Annotated in this window: 16 protein-coding genes; 5 read left to right on the forward strand and 11 right to left on the reverse strand. The window is 61.4% G+C overall.

Features of this window, described 5'->3' with window-relative positions; translation table 11 throughout:
- Positions 1-44 precede the first annotated feature (44 nt).
- A complete protein-coding gene (locus BLS41_RS32635) occupies positions 45-1409 on the forward strand; it encodes a cytochrome-c peroxidase (RefSeq protein ID WP_074773303.1) in 1365 nt (454 codons plus the stop codon).
- 55 nt (positions 1410-1464) lie between these two features.
- On the opposite strand, the gene BLS41_RS32640 is transcribed toward BLS41_RS32635, so the two are convergent.
- Together BLS41_RS32640 and BLS41_RS32645 are read right to left on the reverse strand one after the other, a co-directional pair.
- Positions 1465-1923 carry a Fur family transcriptional regulator gene (locus tag BLS41_RS32640; protein WP_074771855.1) on the reverse strand — a complete coding sequence of 153 codons (459 nt, stop codon included), beginning with the start codon at positions 1921-1923 and terminating at the stop codon, positions 1465-1467.
- Positions 1924-2100: 177 nt separating this feature from the next.
- Positions 2101-2409 (reverse strand): hypothetical protein, encoded by a 309-nt coding sequence (locus BLS41_RS32645; protein ID WP_074771857.1) that lies wholly within the window; start codon positions 2407-2409, stop codon positions 2101-2103.
- A gap of 252 nt (positions 2410-2661) precedes the next feature.
- Here BLS41_RS32645 and BLS41_RS32650 point away from each other — a divergent pair, with 252 nt between their 5' ends.
- The 3 genes from BLS41_RS32650 (at position 2662) to BLS41_RS32660 (ending at position 6879) form a co-directional block, all read left to right on the forward strand.
- Positions 2662-3189 carry a sigma-70 family RNA polymerase sigma factor gene (locus tag BLS41_RS32650; protein ID WP_074771859.1) on the forward strand — a complete coding sequence of 176 codons (528 nt, stop codon included), beginning with the start codon at positions 2662-2664 and terminating at the stop codon, positions 3187-3189.
- Positions 3168-4214: a FecR domain-containing protein gene (locus BLS41_RS32655; protein WP_074771861.1), complete on the forward strand. Its 1047-nt coding sequence runs from the start codon at positions 3168-3170 to the stop codon at positions 4212-4214. The genes BLS41_RS32650 and BLS41_RS32655 overlap by 22 nt, the downstream gene beginning before the upstream one ends.
- 151 nt (positions 4215-4365) lie before the next feature.
- A complete protein-coding gene (locus BLS41_RS32660) occupies positions 4366-6879 on the forward strand; it encodes a TonB-dependent siderophore receptor (protein ID WP_253189862.1) in 2514 nt (837 codons plus the stop codon).
- A 96-nt stretch (positions 6880-6975) separates the two neighbouring features.
- Here BLS41_RS32660 and BLS41_RS32665 read toward each other — a convergent pair whose 3' ends face one another.
- The 6 genes from BLS41_RS32665 to BLS41_RS32690 form a co-directional block, all read right to left on the reverse strand.
- Positions 6976-7170: a hypothetical protein gene (locus BLS41_RS32665; RefSeq protein ID WP_074771865.1), complete on the reverse strand. Its 195-nt coding sequence runs from the start codon at positions 7168-7170 to the stop codon at positions 6976-6978.
- A gap of 81 nt (positions 7171-7251) precedes the next feature.
- Complete coding sequence (locus BLS41_RS32670; RefSeq protein WP_074771867.1) at positions 7252-7788, reverse strand: chromate transporter; 537 nt, start codon at positions 7786-7788, stop codon at positions 7252-7254.
- A gap of 39 nt (positions 7789-7827) precedes the next feature.
- Entirely contained in the window at positions 7828-8346 is a 519-nt protein-coding gene (locus tag BLS41_RS32675; protein ID WP_074773307.1) for a chromate transporter, read from the reverse strand.
- Positions 8347-8596: 250 nt separating this feature from the next.
- Positions 8597-9256, reverse strand: a complete 660-nt coding sequence (locus BLS41_RS32680; RefSeq protein WP_074773311.1) for a M24 family metallopeptidase — start codon at positions 9254-9256, stop codon at positions 8597-8599.
- Between the two features lie 82 nt (positions 9257-9338).
- Entirely contained in the window at positions 9339-10298 is a 960-nt protein-coding gene (locus tag BLS41_RS32685) for a PDR/VanB family oxidoreductase (protein WP_074771869.1), read from the reverse strand.
- Positions 10299-10335: 37 nt separating this feature from the next.
- Positions 10336-11388 carry an aromatic ring-hydroxylating dioxygenase subunit alpha gene (locus tag BLS41_RS32690; RefSeq protein WP_074771871.1) on the reverse strand — a complete coding sequence of 351 codons (1053 nt, stop codon included), beginning with the start codon at positions 11386-11388 and terminating at the stop codon, positions 10336-10338.
- A 143-nt stretch (positions 11389-11531) separates the two neighbouring features.
- On the opposite strand from BLS41_RS32690, the gene BLS41_RS32695 reads away from it, so the two are divergent.
- Complete coding sequence (locus BLS41_RS32695) at positions 11532-12440, forward strand: LysR family transcriptional regulator (protein ID WP_074771873.1); 909 nt, start codon at positions 11532-11534, stop codon at positions 12438-12440.
- A gap of 87 nt (positions 12441-12527) precedes the next feature.
- On the opposite strand, the gene BLS41_RS32700 is transcribed toward BLS41_RS32695, so the two are convergent.
- From BLS41_RS32700 to BLS41_RS32710, 3 genes are read right to left on the reverse strand one after another with little or no spacing between them, the layout of a single operon-like run.
- Entirely contained in the window at positions 12528-13940 is a 1413-nt protein-coding gene (locus tag BLS41_RS32700) for a cytochrome c (RefSeq protein ID WP_253189863.1), read from the reverse strand.
- Between the two features lie 2 nt (positions 13941-13942).
- On the reverse strand, positions 13943-15541 hold the full coding sequence (locus tag BLS41_RS32705; protein WP_074771875.1) for a GMC family oxidoreductase: 1599 nt from the start codon (positions 15539-15541) through the stop codon (positions 13943-13945).
- Between the two features lie 30 nt (positions 15542-15571).
- Entirely contained in the window at positions 15572-16117 is a 546-nt protein-coding gene (locus BLS41_RS32710) for a sugar dehydrogenase complex small subunit (RefSeq protein WP_074771877.1), read from the reverse strand.
- Between the last annotated feature and the right edge of the window lie 81 nt (positions 16118-16198).

Consider the following 16198-nt stretch of genomic DNA (forward strand, 5'->3'; position numbering starts at 1 on the left):
CGCGTAGCCCCACCGTTTTCCGTTGAAAAGATGCAGGCATGCAGATGATTCGAATTGGCTTCAAACCGGCGACTCGCTTGAGCGTCGCGGTAATCGCCGCTGTCATATTGATCGCGGGTGCGGGCGTCGGGCTGGCGGCGGCGCAGTCGGCGGGTACGGGTGCTGCTGCGGCTGCGAAGAATGCACCTGCTGCCGCGAAAGCCGCGCCGGCCAGCGGCAATAAAGTGTCGGTGCAACGATGGGTGCGTTATCCGGCGAGCCCCGCCACGTTGAGCCCGCAAGCGCAGCTCGGCAAGCAGCTCTTCTTCGATGCGTCGCTGTCGGCGTCGGGAAAAATGTCGTGCGCAAGCTGCCATAGTCCCGAGCATGCCTACGGGCCGCCGAACGGTCTCGCCGTCCAATTCGGCGGACCAGACATGCGCCGGCCCGGCACGCGCTCGGTGCCGTCGCTGCGCTACCTGAACTTCACGCCGCTATTCAGCCGGCACTTCTACACGCCAGCCTCCGAAGACACCGAGGACGAAGGCCCAACCGGTGGTTTCATGCGCGACGGCTCCGCTGCTTCGCTGCATGAGCAGGCGTCGATGCCGCTGCTCAATCCGAACGAGATGGCCAACCTCAATGCTGCCGATGTCGTGGCAAAACTTCAGCACGGCGCATCGGCGGAGAACTTCAGGAAGGTGTTCGGCGCGCAGATTTTTTCGCAGACAGACCAGGCATTCGTGCGCCTCGGCGAAGCGCTCGAAGCGTTCCAGACCGAGGACGCGAGCTTTCATCCGTACACCAGCAAGTTCGACGCGGCGATGTCCGGTCACGCGGATTTCACCGCGGCGGAATTGCGCGGCTATGCGCTGTTCAACAATCCCGACAAGGGCAACTGCGCGAAGTGCCATCTCGATACGCCGGGACCGGGCGGACGTCCTGCGCAATTCGCGGATTTTTCGTTTATTGCGCTTGGTGTACCGCGTAATCCTGAGATTCCGGTCAATCGCGACCCGAAGTATTTCGACCTCGGTTTGTGCGGTCCTTATCGCCGCGATCTGGCGAAGGAAACGGATTTTTGCGGCATGTTCAAGTCGCCGACGCTACGCAATAGCGCGACGCGTTCGGTGTTCTTCCACAATGGCCGCTTTCATAATCTCGAGGACGTGATGCACTTTTACGTCGAACGGGATACGAATCCGGGCAAGTGGTATCCGAAGCGCGCCAACGGCAAGGTCGACAAGTTCGACGATCTTCCGCCGCGCGATCGCGACAACGTCGACTTTGCAGACGCACCAATGGATCGCAAACTCGGCGGCAAACCCGCGTTGAACGAGACGGAGATTCGCGACGTGATCGCGTTCCTGCAGACGTTGAACGACGGTTACTCGGCAACGGCAGGTGGATCGAAAGTGCAAGCGCGATAACAGCAGAGGGGGTGAGTCCGCGTAGCCTTCGGCGGACTCATCGATCCAAAGCACTCTAACGCGCGATGCTGCTCGGAATCGCCCGCTTCACGTGCGCGCCGCGATCCCGGCATTCCGCGCACAGACCGAACACGACGAGTTGTCGTCCCGACACGGAGAAGTCGAGGTCTTCCGCCACCGCTTGCTGTCGCGCCTCGATCTCGGGATCGAAAAATTCGCGGATGCTGCCGCACACCGTGCACACGATATGGTCGTGCCGGGCACCGTCATTCAACTCATAAGCCATGTGGCCGCCTCCGAACACGAGGCCGGACAGCAGCTTCGCATCCGTGAGTTCATTGAGCACACGGTAGACGGTAGACAAACTCACATTACGGATTTCTTCGTTCAGAAGGCTGTAAACCCGATCGGCGCTAAGGTGGTCATGAGCATGCTGTTGAAAGAATTCCAGCACCAGCACGCGCGCGCGCGTGGAGCGCAAACCGGCGCGCTTAAGGGTTCGGTGAATGTTCATGAACTTGGTGGAGGGAGCGTCAGAAAGCCGACGTCCTGCGTCAGTCGGGCGAATTGCAATTTGCCGAACTATGTAGGGAGGCTGCTTAAGGCAACCTTAAGGACGGCCGGATCACCGGCTGCGGTCAGCCGGGAATAGATAGTGCGGGCTCTGCGGCACAGCATTGCGCGATGCCGATCAGGCCTTGAACGTTTGCTCGGTGTTGCCCTGCGTATCCGCTGCGTCATTTTTCGGGCCTTGCAGGGACAGCAGCTGATCGATAAACGCGTGAGCGCGGCCCTCACCATAGGCGATCGCGTCGAATTCGGAAATGAAGATGGGCTCCTCCGCGAAGCTCACCACGTCATCGTTCGGAGCACCCGGCGGCGACACCCTCCAGCGAAGCGCGTAACCGGCTAGGTTGGCGCCCAGCGTCCCCGATTCATCAGGGCTCACGTGGACCTCGATTCCGTATCCGCGATACGGGGCGCAGGAGTGGCTGGCCATGGCCTTTCCTTTTTAATCACGCATCGCGCAAAGACCGGTCTGCTTTGCGCTGCGCGGACCTTCGCAGACTACCGCCCGCTGCAATGCATCATCCGTCTGATAGTAGGATTAATAAGCCATGTGCAACATGCGTGTCCCGCCGTAAAACGTTGCAAATCAAGCACACTTCCCTTTCAGCGCGTTGCGGAAATATGCCGATTGAGTTATAAATGAGAATGGTTCTTATTCCAATCGATGCAAGAGGATTGTGCGATGTCTTCCGTTCCACTCGACGCGCAGCAGGGGGTGCGCGCGCTGTACCGTGATCATCACGGGTGGTTGCAATCCTGGCTGCATCGCAAATTGGGCAACGCGTTTGACGCCGCCGATCTGGCGCACGACACGTTTCTGCGCATCCTCTGCGCGCGTGACCGGCAGAACGCGCTCGATCCCGACCTCGATCTGCGCGAACCGCGTGCGTACCTGACCACGGTCGCCGGACGGCTCGTGCTCAACCATTACCGGCGGCTTTCGCTGGAACGCGCTTACCTCGACGCGCTCTCCACGCTGCCGGAATCGCTGGTGCCGTCGCCGGAAGATCAGGCGGTGATTCTCGAAACGCTGCACGAGATCGACGCGATGCTCGACCGTCTCAGTGCCAAGGCCCGCACGACGTTCCTGCTCGCGCAACTCGAAGGGCTGACCTACGCCGAGATCGCCGAACGGCTTCAGGTAAATATCCGCACGGTGAAACGCTACATGGCCGCGGCCTACGAAGAATGCATCCTGCTGACGACCTGAAGTCCGCGCGAGCCGCTACCGACGATTCCGACAATTCCAACGATTCGCGTCCGCTCGAACGCGCGGTTGCGCGCGCCGCCGCCGGCTGGCTCGTGCGTCTGCACGACGACGCGACGCCGGAGAATCTCGCGGCCTGCGCACGCTGGCGCGCGGCCGATCCCGAGCATGAGCGGGCATGGCAACGGGCACAGAAAATCGACCGGAAATTCAGCATGCTTCAGCCCGGCGTGGGACTGCCTGCGCTCGGGCGCGAAAACCGTTTCGACCGGCGCGCGGCGATCAAGACGCTGAGCGCGTTGCTCGTCGCGGGGTCGGCGGGTTATATGGCGTATCGGGTGGCACCTTGGCGCGAGTGGACCTCGGACGAACGCACCGCCACCGGCGAGCGCCGCACCGTCGTGCTCGCGGACGGAACGCGCGTCGATCTGAACACGTCCACCGCTTTCGATATCGCGTTCAGCGACACCGAACGCCGGGTCGTGCTTCACACCGGCGAGATTCTGGTCGAGACCGGTCCGGACGCGAATCGCGTATCCGGTAGTTACCGGCCGTTTATCGTGCAGACCTCTCAGGGTGACATTCGCGCGCTCGGCACGCGTTTCGACGTGCGCCGCGAACCGGACGACGCGACGCGCGTCGCCGTCCTGCACGGAGCGGTGGAGATCACACCGGTTTCGATGCCAGCGTTGAAACGCGTGATCGCGGCGGGCGAGCAGACCCGCTTCACCGCCACATCGATCGACCCCGCTTCCGCTGTGGATCGCCATATCGCCGACTGGTCGCGCGGCGTGCTGTTCGCCGACAGCGTGCGCCTCGACGACTTTGCCGCGGAACTCAGCCGCTATCGGCCAGGCGTATTGCGCTGCGACCCGGCGGTGGCGAATCTGCGGATCACGGGTGCTTTCCAGATCGGCAATACCGACAACATCCTCGCCGCGCTGCCAGACACCTTGCCGGTGCGGGTTATCTATCGAACCCGCTACTGGGTGACGATCGCCGCCGGCCATCAAGCAACTGAGACCTGAACGCGTCTGCCTGATCGTCGCCGCTGTTCGCCGCTCAATCCCCCGCTGCCGTCACGTCCGGAAAAATTTCGCGTTTGCATGTCCCCTTTCCCGATCTCGCGTGTCATCGATATAGGAGCAACAAACAGCAACCGCCTGACCAGGAACATTCATGTCCGCACGCCGTCTTCGTAAAACCGCAGTGACTTCCCGCCGAACCGTTTCCCGCAGTCGTGCCGCTTCACTTTCCCGCCAAGCGATGGTGATCGCGTTGCGCGGCGTCCCCGCCGCGCTCGCGTTGTCGAGCATCGCGGTGGCCCCCGCCAGCCGCGCGGCCGATGCCACGTCCGTCGCCCCTGCGGTCTCCGCTAAATCCGCGCAACAGGCGTTCACCGTGTCGGCGGGACCGCTCGGTGCGGCGTTGGCCGACTTCGGCAGTCAGGCCGGCGTGACCGTGCAACTGGACTCGCGTCTGGTCGACGGCTTGAGCACGAAGGGCATCAGCGGCAATTTCACGGTCAGCGGCGGCCTCGCGGCGCTGCTCGCGGGCACGAAGCTTGAGGCAGCGGAAAACAGCCCCGGTGTGTTCACGGTCAAGTCGCGTCCCGCCAATACGAGCGACGCAACCGACGGCGAAACGCTTCCTGCCGTCAAGGTCTCCGGGCAGAGCGTGCAGGACAGCTCCTATGGACCGACCGTCGGCTATGTTGCATCGACGACCAACTCCGCGACCAAAACCGGCACGTCGCTGCTGGAAGCGCCGCAATCGGTCTCCGTCATCACGCGCGATCAGATGACCCAGCAGAACGCGCAGACGTTGAACGCGGCCGTGCGCTACACATCCGGCGTCACCGCGGAAACTCGCGGCGGCGTCGCGACGCGTTACGACATGCTGACCGTACGCGGCTTCGACGCGGACACTTACTGGAACGGACTCAAGCTGCTCGGCAACGGCATGTATTCGGTGCCGCAACTCGATCCGTTCATGATGGACCGCATCGAAGTGCTGAAGGGTCCGGTGTCGGTGCTGTACGGCCAGGCATCGGCGGGCGGTGTGCTGGATCAGGAAAGCAAGCTGCCGACGCGCACGCCGCTTCATGAAGTGGGCGTCGAGTTCGGCAACTACGCGCACAAGCAGGCGACCTTCGATTTCTCCGGCCCGCTCGACGCGGACGGCCACTACCTGTACCGCCTCACCGCCATCGCGCGCGACGAGGAAGGCCAGGTGAACACCACACGCAACGAACGCATCGCGATTGCACCGTCGTTCACATGGCGTCCCGACGACAAGACCACGCTGACGCTGCTGGCGCTTTATCAACGCGATCCGCGCAGCACGTCGTATGGCAGCGTGCCGCCGCAAGGCTCGGTTCTGTCGAGCCCTTACGGCCAATTGCCGTCCGACTTCTACGACGGCGACGCGGGCTTCGAGCGATTCAGCCGCACGCAGGCATCGGTCGGCTATAAGTTCGAGCACAAGTTCGATCCGAACTGGACGGTGCGCGCGAACGGCCGCTACTACCATTTGAGCCAGGACTACGCGAGCGTGTACGGCAGTGGTCTGGAAGCGGACAACCGCACCCTCGACCGCTATTCGATTGCATCGACGGATCAGATGAACACCGTCGCGCTCGATAACCAGCTCGAAGGCAAGTTCTCGACCGGTCCGATTCATCACACGGTGCTGACCGGCTTCGACTATCAGCACGTGGGCAGCTCCTATCTGATCGGCTACGGCTCCGCGCCTTCGCTCGACATTCTCGCGCCCGACTACTATCAATCGGTCGCCGATCCCGACCGCACGCTGTACCAGGTCCGCAACAATCAGTTCGGCGTCTATGCGCAGGATCAGATGCGCTGGGATCATGTCGTGTTCACGATCAGCGGACGCCAGGACTGGTCGAATTCGTCGACCCGTGATGTCACCGACAACACCAACACCACGCAATCCGCTCGCGCGTTCACGAAGCGTGCCGGTCTGACCTACGTGTTCGACAACGGCATTGCGCCATATGTGAGCTACACCGAATCGTTCGCGCCTCAATCCGGCTTCGACGTGAACGGCAAGCCGTTCGACCCCGAGCGCGCGCGTCAGTATGAGATCGGCGTCAAGTATCAGCCCAACGACTGGGACGCGATGTTCACGGTCGCGCTATTCGATCTGACCCGCAAGAACCTGCTGACCACCGACGCCAGCAATCCGGCCTTCCAGAGCGAAGCCGGTGAAGCGCGTTCGCGCGGTGTCGAAGTCGAAGGCAAGATGAGCCTGACGGATTCGCTGAATGTGACCGCGAGCTATACGTTCCTCGATACGAAGTACACGAAGGACAACAGCGGTCTGCAAGGGCAATTCCTGCCTTCGGTGCCTCAGCATCAGGCTTCGGCGTGGGCGTATTACACGCTGCATCGCGGTCCGCTGGCCGGACTTTCCGGTGGCGCGGGCGTGCGTTTTACAGGCACCACTTACGCTTATGAGGACGCGTATAAGGTCAGCAGCTTTCTGCTCGTCGACGCGACGCTGCGTTATGACCTCGGGCGTCTTTCGTCGCGTATGAAGGGTTCGGAGTTGTACGTCAACGCGCAGAATCTGCTGAACAAGCGTTATGTGGCGTCGTGCAACTTCACGACTGCATGTTTCTTCGGGTATGGGCGCCAGGTGTTCGCCGGCGCGAACTATCGCTGGTAACGAGCGCGCTTGAGCTTTACGACTGCGTGACGCAGGCCGCGAGTGTGTGCGTGGTCGTCGTCATGCAGGCGGTGAAGAATGGCGGAGCGAACCGTTTCACATCCGCCGCAAGCGTTTGCGCCATTCAATGTAGCCGCTAACGCCGCCGTAAAGTATCAACGTGCCGAGCAATGCCGCTTTTACGTCGGGTAGTGTAATGACGTGGTGCCATGCAAAAATGACGGCAAGATAAATGATCGTAGCGGGAACGCCGAACTTCAGAATGCCGTGAATGAAGATGAAACGCAGCATAGATTTTTTTCTAACGTTGATTGGATGTGGTCGGGGTGATCTTAGCGGTGAGCGTGGCCGATCGGTCACGTACTCAATGCCCTAAAGCAAACCCGCAAAATGCGCGCCGACAAACACGGCCGCGCCACCTGCAATCAGAAGCAGTGGATTGATGCGGGTCGTCATCACGAGCACGGTTGCAATTGCCGCTGTGACCCACGCAATCCAGCCGCCGTCGAGTTCTTTTACCAGTACGTACACGGCTGCGAGAATAAGCCCCGCAGCGACAGGCCGCAGCCCCGCCTGCAAAGCATTCAGCCAGCGCGCGCCTTCATGGCGGTTCCACACATGCGCGACGCCGTACATCAGGAACGCGGTCGGTCCGAACAATGCCAGAGTCGCCACCACGGCTCCGCCAAAACCACCGACCTGCCAGCCGATCAAGGTCGCCAGCAACGACCCGGGACCTGGAGCGAGACGTGCAATTGCGAAGTCGCTGAGGAATTGGGCGTGCGTCATCCAGTGATGAACATCGACGACTTGCCGTTGCACCTCGGGAATAATCCCCTGGCCGCCGCCGACCGTCACGATCGACAGAGGCGCGAATAGCGAAAGGAGTGCGATAAGGGATCGGGACACTTCGTCTGACTCTCCTGAACTTGATCGACGGACTTAACGTCACTGCGATGAACGGGCTGAACGCGCGTATTCGTAGCCGACGCTCAACACCCCGGCTATCAGCACGGTCCACACGAGCGACACCCTGAATAACGCGACGGCTGTGAAGGTCGAGATCAACACGAGATACGGGAAAAAGCGTCGCGGCAATCTGCGCGCGGCAGTTATCGCCATCGATAGCGACAGCCCGATTGCACCGGCGGCGGCGCCGGCTAAAGCGATATGCGTGAGCGGGAAATAGGCGATTGCCGAGAAGAACACGCCGAGCAATACGATAAAGATCGCCGGCGGAAAGATAATGCCGCAAAAGCCCGCAAGCGCGCCGCGCCAGCCGAGCAGACGATAGCCAATCCAGATTGCCAGGTTCTTGATATTGACGCCCGGCAGCGCTTGCGACAAGGCGAGTCCGTTAAGGAATTCTTCTTCTGAGAGCCAATGCCGGTCGTGCACGAACTCACGCATGAACCAGCCGCTCAAGCCGCCGCCGAAACTCGTGAGGCCGATGCGCGCGAAGATCAGGAATAGCCCTGTTGCGGTGACTTTTCCTGCAAGGCTTCCGCTGTCCCCTTGTGGGTTATCGCGGGCCGATGGAGAGTTTTCGAACTCTCGCTCGCCGGTATCTTTTGCCAATGCGCCTCCTCACGAACTCGATGACTTGGCCAGAGGTCACGGGTGTCTTTCAGAGAGCCTTCAGCACCGCGGACCGCGACAAGCACAGAATGATATCTGCAACCTGTCAGCGAGTCTCCTGCTTCGCGCAGCGGCGACGTTACACCAGCAGATCTTCGTAGAATGCGCCGAAAGGCCGTGTCGGATGTGCCAGTTGAATCTCGAGAATCCACACGCCCGGATTCAGCGACGCGTCGAAATCGCCGAGATTGCCGGCTTTATAAATTGCATGCGGAAAATCGCTGACGCGATGACCTTTAATGTCGAGATTCAATCGCCAGCCAAGTGCGGTAGCACGTTGCTCCGCGTACTCGTATAACGCCTTGCCGCCCGCGCCCGTTGTGCGCCAGTGCTGCTCGACTTCGTCGAACACGGTTTTGGCGGCGTCTGCGCAGGCTTGCATTTCTTCATCGCCGCCGACCACGAACGTCGCGCCCGCATCTCCCTCGTGCCCGTCCCACACTACCCCGAGATCGACAAAGAAAATGTCGCGCTCCTGCAAACGCGGGTCGCCTTGCGAGCGTTGCTTGAATGTCTTCAACGTATTTTCGCCGAACCGGATCAGCACCGGATGCCAGATGCGGTCCATGCCCATCTCTTTCATCACGGTCATGCACTGCGCGTTTGCTTCAGATTCAAGCATGCCCGGTTGAATAATCGATGCCATACGCTCGACGACTTCCCACGTCCTGTCGCGAGCGACAAGCATCGACTCCAATGAGAATTTGCTGCCTACTGCCTGCTTCATATCGACTTCCATCTGCCACTCCTGCATCGCTATATCCTTATGAATATAGCGATGGAAGCCGCAGACGTCTAGCGAAGATGGTCCAGCGTAAGGATCAGAGCGCGAGAACGATTCGTGAAGTCGTCGATCTGGAGCAGCAGATTGCAATCTGCGTGTGCGCGTCCCGTTCATCGCCGGACAACACCTCGTCGCGATGATCGGCGCGGCCTGAGACGATTCCCGTCAGGCACGCGCCGCAAATACCCTGCTCGCACGACAACGAAACCGCGACATCTCCCGCTTGCAACACACTCGCAATCGTTTCGCCGGGCGGCACGACGAACACCTGTCCAGTCGATTCGATTTCCACTTCAAACGCAGCGTCGCCGTGTTGCGCAACAACGGGCTGCGCGTCGAACGCTTCGCTCTTTATCTGCGACGGCGACCAGCCACGTTCCAACGCACCGCCGCGCAAACACTCCATGAAGCCCGACGGTCCGCACAAATAGATCATCGAGTCGGCAAGCGGCGCGTCGAGTTCGGCCGGCATCGCGTGACGCAAGCTGTCGCCGCTCTCGCTAAAATGCAGCGTCACCGTGCCCGTTTCGAATCCTGCGCGCAGTTCCTTCAGATAAGGCGTGTCGCTCTCGCTACCGCCGTAGTAGTGCAGCGCGAACGGAATCCGCTGCGCCGACAAATTCTGCGCCATCGCCAGCAGCGGCGTAATGCCGATCCCGCCCGCAACCAGCACATAACGCGCGGCGCGTTCGAGCGCGAAGCAGTTACGCGGTCCGGAGATATCGAGCACGTCGCCGGGCGACAGCACATCGTGCAGATAAGCCGACGCCCCACGCGACTGCGCATCGCGCCGCACGCAGATCTCATAGCCGTCGCGATACCACGGCGCGTTGACCAGCGAGTATTGGCGAACCATGCCGCCCGGCAACTTCACGTCGATGTGCGCGCCCGCATCGAACGCGGGCAGCGGCGAGCCGTCGGCGGGAACGAGACAGATACGCCGGTTCCCTGTGCCTTGCGCGTCGATCGACGCCACCGTCACGCGTAACGAGTTCATGATTGCTCCGTAGTCAAATGCGCGTTGGCGTGAACGCTCACGCGGCAAAAATCGGGCTGAGCCCAAGCTTGCGGAGCCCCTTGCGATACGCAATCGAGCTTCGATCTGCAGGGATGTGCGCTTCGAGCGACGGGTCGAGCGGCAGGCATTCCGGCTTCTGCGTTTCGACCACGATGCGGTCCTCCTCGAACACACGCAGATTGAATTCATGCACGGCTTCGACAGGCTGGTCCTTGTCGAAATTACGCGCAATCGGCGCAAACAGGCGCGTTTTGCGTGCGGACACCGGCGACGCCGCGTTCATGATCACGAGCCGGCCATCGTTCGGAAAATGAATCGTCAACGTTGCCGTGAACGGCAGATGCACCTCGAAATGACGCAGCCATTCAAAGCCTTCCTGACCGCGTTGAATCGCGCCGATCGGATAGTTGCCGACATTGCTGCGATAGTCCGCGAAGAAGCCCACCGGTGTTTCGACCGGCGTATAGGCGGGCACCTCGGTGTTGTCGGGATCGCCGAAAGTGTCGGTATGTACCCAGCCAAAATGCGCGACATCGAGAAAGCCTTCCATCTGACGACCCGCAAATCCGCCGATATCGACGGTCGGGCAAACGATCTGCTGGAAATTCGCGTCGTCCCAGAACGGCATCGCGGGAATCACCGGCTCCACGGCCTCAGCGCCAATCGGTTCGCCGATGCAGGTCCACACCAGGCCATAGCGTTCGACGGCCGGATACGTGCGCAAATGCAGCTTGGCCGGAATCGGGATAGTCGGGCTGGCGGGAATACGGTTGCAACGACCACCCTCACCGAAACGCAAACCGTGATAGCGGCATACCACGCCTTCTCCATCATGTTTGCCAATGCTCAACGGCACGCCGCGATGCGGGCACACATCACGCGCGACCACCAGTTTGCCGTCCACGCGATACACCACGAGCGGTTCGTCGAGCAGCATCGCGGCGACGGGCGCGTCGCGCACGCTGTCGCTCAAGGCTATCGGATACCAGTGCATCGCGAGACGCTGCCAGTCTTCAGCATCGAACGTGCAATTGGGCGGGGGCGAGACGATGGCCTTGGTCGGTGTCATGGGGGCGTCCTTTTTGTGTGGGCGAGGCCCGCATTCCGCAGCAATGCGGTTTGCGAAATTTGATGACTTGATTTTTACGGACGCCGCCGTTCCAATAAACAAGCAAATTGTCGTCACCCCGTTGCAAAAAACTCAACACCCTCATGATTACGTTCTCACGCTTCACGAATTACTTCAGCGCTATCGTCGAACACGGCAGCATTCGCAAGGCAGCGGAAGCGCTGCATGTGTCGGCTTCCGCGATCGACCGCCAGGTGCTTCAGGCGGAGAAGGAAATTGGCGCGCCGCTGTTCGAGCGCGTACCCGGCGGCTTGCGTCTGACCGCCGCAGGCGAAGTGTTCGTCAATCTCGTGCGCGGCTGGCAGCGCGACTATCGCCGTGCGCTGACGCAGATCGACGAGCTACAGGGATTGAAGCGCGGCCACATCGAAGTCGCGATCATCGACGCGCTAACGGAAGGCTTCGTCGCGGAAGTCATCGCGAAGCTCGCGGTGGATCATCCGGGTTTGACGGTCGGCGTGCAGGTGCTGGACAACGACGAGGTGGCGCGAAAAATAGTCGCCGGTGACGTGGATTTCGGCTTGCTGCTGGCGTCGGAATCGACCAAAGATTTGCAGATCCGCGCGTCCGCGAATGCGCCGTTGGGCGTGGCGTTCCAACCTGGCCACTCGTTGCGTGATAACGCCGATGTGCGAGTGAGCCATACGCTCGATCACAAGCCGATTCTTCCCGCGCCGCCGCTGGTGATCAGCGAACGCGTGACGTCGTTATTCGATCGGCACGATGTCGACGCGCAGCGCTTCATGGCATGCAACAACACGCAGATGATGCGCTCGCTGGTGCGCCAGGGCGTGGGCGTCGCGGTGCTGTGCTGGCTCGATGTGGCGGTCGATGTCGCAGCCGGTCAGATGGAATTCCGGCCGCTCAAAGACACGCATCTGAAGCCGCTGCAACTGCATCTCTGCGTGGCCGCGCGGCGGCAGTTGTCGCACGGCGCGCGTGAGGTGATCCGTTATTTCGAAACGGGCATGGCAGGTATCGGGCTAACGTGAGATCGCCGGTCCGATTGCGATTCGGCGACACGCTCCGCTCAACTCGACGAGATGGGTCATTGCATCGACGATGCCGCCATCGGCCGTTCAACGCCGCGCCATTCGTGGCCGCCGTCTGCGCGTCAGCAGAAACAGCAGTATCAACACGATAACGGCCGCCAGCACCAGCCCGGCACGCGCAATCAACACCAGCGGCGATGCCTCGCCACCCGCGCGCAAAGTCTTCACCTGCTCGGCCGTCACGTGCGCTTGCGGATTGCCATACTGTGCCAGCAGATAATTGCCGAGCGTCGTTATCTGCTGGTCGGAAAGCAGGTTGCCGAACGCGGGCATCAGCACATCCGGTGCACTGGCTTGCCGGTGCACGCCTTCGAGCATCACCATCACGAGATTGTTGGTGTTCGCGTGACCGAGCGCCGTGTTGTGAAACAGCGAAGGCAGCCCCGGACCGTCGATACCCTGACCCGCCCCCTCTCCTTTCGCCTGATGACAACTCGCGCAATACGCGTCGTAGAGTTGCGGACCGCTCATCTGGTTGGCGTCGGCGGGCAAAGCTACGCCGCGAATCTCGTCGAAGCTGCCTTTCGGACCACCCCACGTATGCGCGGCCTGCACATCGCCGGCATTGCGGATTGGCGGCGTCGACTTGAGGTAAGTCGCCATCGCGCTCAGATCGCCGGCGTTCAGATGACTCAGGCTGTTATCCACCGCTTCGGCCATCGGGCCGGCCGCCTGGGCGCGGTCGATCACATGACCCGTGCGCAGATAGTCCGCAATCTGCGCTTCGCTCCAGGAGCCGATGCCGCTGACCGGATCGGAAGACACGTTCGGTGCGTACCATGTGCCGACCACGCTGCCGGCGAGACCCATCGCACCGTTCTCGGCCATCAGCACATTGCGCGGTGTATGGCACGTGCTGCAATGGGCGAGGCCGCGCACCAGATAAGCGCCGCGATTCCATTCAACACCTTTCGACGAATCCGGCACGAACGGCCCATGATCGAGGAACAGCAGATTCCACACAGCCATCGAAAGACGCACGTTGAACGGGAACGGCAACGCAGTGGCCTGCGGCGATTCGTCGACCGGTGTCACGCCCTGCATGAAGTACGCGTAGAGCGCTTTCACGTCGTCGTCGGTCACTTGCGTGTACGACGTGTAGGGCATCGCCGGATAGAGATGCTGGCCATCCGCGCGAATCCCGCGTCGCAAGGCCGCGCTGAATTGTTCGAGCGTGTAGTTGCCGATACCGTGCGTTTTCGAAGGCGTAATGTTGGTCGACACGATATTGCCAAGCGGCGTGGATAACGACAAACCGCCGGCAAACGGCTTGCCATGCGGTGCGGTATGACACGCCACGCAATCGCCGGCTTTCGCGAGATATTCGCCCTGTTTGATGAGATCGTCGTCCGCTGCGTGCACTGCCAGCGAAAACCCGGCCGACACGAGCAGCGCCGTGCCAAGACGACGCATCAATTTCATGGTCTGTAATTGAGTCATCGTCAGGCGTTCGCGTGAATGTGTTCGGCCGACCGCAGCGCGAGCGCGACGCCCGTCAGCGTGGAGTTCACCGTGGCGGCGGTGGGCATCACACCGGTACTCGCGATATACAGATTCTCGTGATCGTGTGCGCGTCCGAATGCGTCGACGACGGAGTCTTTCGGGTCGCTGCCCATCGCCATCGTGCCGGTGATGTGCTGATTGTTGCCGTACACGCCGTCCGGGCTATAACGCAGGTTCGTGCCGCCCATCAATCCGGCGATCTGGGTGTACGCCTCGCGCGCCGCCGCCATGCCTTTATCGACGTAATCGTTCATCGCGTAGTGCATTTGCGGAGTGGGAATGCCGAGCGCGTCTTTTTTGTCGCTGAGCGTCACGCGATTATTCGGATCAGGCAGGATCTCCAGCACGTTCTTCAGGCTGCACTGCCGCGCCGCGTGATAGCGGATCTGCTCTTCCAGTTCTGCGCCGTACACGCCCTTCGCGATCAATGCCTGCGTCACCGATTGCACCTGCGACGAGTTCGAAATGTCGATGCGGAACGCCGCGTGCTCAGAGCGGAATGCGCCGTCGCGAAGCGAGTTGATCGAACTCGGACTCATCGGGCCACGGCCAGGCCAGAGTTCCTCTTCGGCGTCGAATACGAGGCCGTTGCTCGGGTGATCCATCAGAAAGCGGCCCACCGTATCGGAGCTGTTCGCGAGCCCGTTTCTGTATTTATCGCTCGCGGACAGCAACAACAGCTTCGGACTTTCAATACCGTTCGCGGCCAGAATGAACGTCTTTCCCGTCACACGATGCGTGGTCTTGTCCGGGTCGTAGTAATGGACCGCTGCGATAAGGCCGCGCTCGTCGTGTTCGATGCGGTACACCACCGCATTCGCGATCAGTTTTGCTCCCGCTTTTTCCGCTGCATCGACAGCGAGACCGCCGTGATATTGCGCGTCGATTGGACAGATCGGCATGCAGTTGTTGTTGCCGCAGCAGGCCGGGCGGCTGTCGTAGGTGCGGCTGTTGCGCGCGGTGGTATTGGTGACGACTTCGAAGCCGCCCGGCGCGAGCCGTTCGCGAAAACGCTGTTCGAGATACGACTCAGCGACCGGCTCCATCGGGAACGGCTGCGTGCGCGGCGAGCCGGTATTCGGCGCGCCCGAGACGCCCATCTTCACTTCCGCTTCCTGATAGAACGGATCGAGATCGTCGTACGAGATCGGCCAGTCGCGACCCACACCGTAAAGCGTCTTGATGCGCAAATCGTTCGGCAGGATCCGCCACGCCTGCGCGGCCCAATGCCAGGTCGTGCCGCCTACTATGCGGATGTACTCCGGTTTGTACGGATACGGCCCGGCCTGCACGAGGTAACCATTGTCCTCGGGCTGATAGACCGGATGCGGCGCCCACGACGAAAACGGATACGGCGACATGAAATCGCTCTTGCGCGGCGAATTGCGGAAATTCGCGACGATGCGTCCGCGATCCAGTCGCGGGCCGGCTTCGAGAATCAGCACCGAAGCGCCCTGCAACGCAAGCCGTTGGGCCGCGAGTGCACCGCAAATACCCGAACCGATCACGACGATGTCCGCTGATTGCTGATCAGGCATGTTGGATTCCCTGGATTGGCTGCACGAACTTCAGGCGGCCAGGGGATTGCGCCCCCAGCTTCCGTACGGACCATACGCATAGCTCGGCGGCTTCAGGCGGTCCGCGACCACGATGTTCATCAAGCTCGACTCGTAGGTGACGCAGCGCGCCGCCGCGCCCGAGCCGACCACGCCGATGTACCAGGCGGTGGCGATCTGCGCGGGCAGTTTGGCGAATGGCGCATTGGCCGCATCGAGCGATGTTTGCAGATCGTGGGCGGCGGGTTTGTTGCTGGCAACAAATGCTGCCAACGCGCTCAACTGTTCCGCGAATGACGGCATCGTCGCAACGAGGCCGTCATGCAGACGCTTTGCTTGCGCCGCGTCGAGCGTCGCATGGCCGGTGATGAGTTGCGACACGCTCAGGAAGTCGTCGAGCACGTTCGCGGATGCCGGCGCCGACGCAGGCGTCTGTGCCCCGGCAAGCGTCCATGGAATGAACGAACTGGCATAGCTCGCCAGAATGCTGGTCAGCAGAAGGCGTCGCGTGGAATTGGGCGCGGGTGGGCGCGCGCCGGAGTCGAGCGGAGTCGTCATGATCTATCCTGATCTTCCAATGCCGATGAACAGTCAACGGCCAGGCGCCGCAATCCCATTCGCGCGATGGGTTCCCGCCCG

The sequence above is a fragment of the Paraburkholderia fungorum genome (assembly GCF_900099835.1).
GTDB lineage: Bacteria > Pseudomonadota > Gammaproteobacteria > Burkholderiales > Burkholderiaceae > Paraburkholderia > Paraburkholderia fungorum_A.

Coding starts and splice junctions, on each gene's coding strand:
- BLS41_RS32665 (WP_074771865.1), bottom strand. CDS start 7,170: ATGCTGCGTTTCATCTTCATTCACGGCATTCTGAAGTTCGGCGTTCCC.
- BLS41_RS32640 (WP_074771855.1), bottom strand. CDS start 1,923: ATGAACATTCACCGAACCCTTAAGCGCGCCGGTTTGCGCTCCACGCGC.
- BLS41_RS32685 (WP_074771869.1), bottom strand. CDS start 10,298: ATGAACTCGTTACGCGTGACGGTGGCGTCGATCGACGCGCAAGGCACA.
- BLS41_RS32650 (WP_074771859.1), top strand. CDS start 2,662: ATGTCTTCCGTTCCACTCGACGCGCAGCAGGGGGTGCGCGCGCTGTAC.
- BLS41_RS32655 (WP_074771861.1), top strand. CDS start 3,168: ATGCATCCTGCTGACGACCTGAAGTCCGCGCGAGCCGCTACCGACGAT.
- BLS41_RS32700 (WP_253189863.1), bottom strand. CDS start 13,940: ATGACTCAATTACAGACCATGAAATTGATGCGTCGTCTTGGCACGGCG.
- BLS41_RS32710 (WP_074771877.1), bottom strand. CDS start 16,117: ATGACGACTCCGCTCGACTCCGGCGCGCGCCCACCCGCGCCCAATTCC.
- BLS41_RS32680 (WP_074773311.1), bottom strand. CDS start 9,256: ATGGAAGTCGATATGAAGCAGGCAGTAGGCAGCAAATTCTCATTGGAG.
- BLS41_RS32705 (WP_074771875.1), bottom strand. CDS start 15,541: ATGCCTGATCAGCAATCAGCGGACATCGTCGTGATCGGTTCGGGTATT.
- BLS41_RS32690 (WP_074771871.1), bottom strand. CDS start 11,388: ATGACACCGACCAAGGCCATCGTCTCGCCCCCGCCCAATTGCACGTTC.
- BLS41_RS32660 (WP_253189862.1), top strand. CDS start 4,366: ATGTCCGCACGCCGTCTTCGTAAAACCGCAGTGACTTCCCGCCGAACC.
- BLS41_RS32635 (WP_074773303.1), top strand. CDS start 45: ATGATTCGAATTGGCTTCAAACCGGCGACTCGCTTGAGCGTCGCGGTA.
- BLS41_RS32695 (WP_074771873.1), top strand. CDS start 11,532: ATGATTACGTTCTCACGCTTCACGAATTACTTCAGCGCTATCGTCGAA.
- BLS41_RS32645 (WP_074771857.1), bottom strand. CDS start 2,409: ATGGCCAGCCACTCCTGCGCCCCGTATCGCGGATACGGAATCGAGGTC.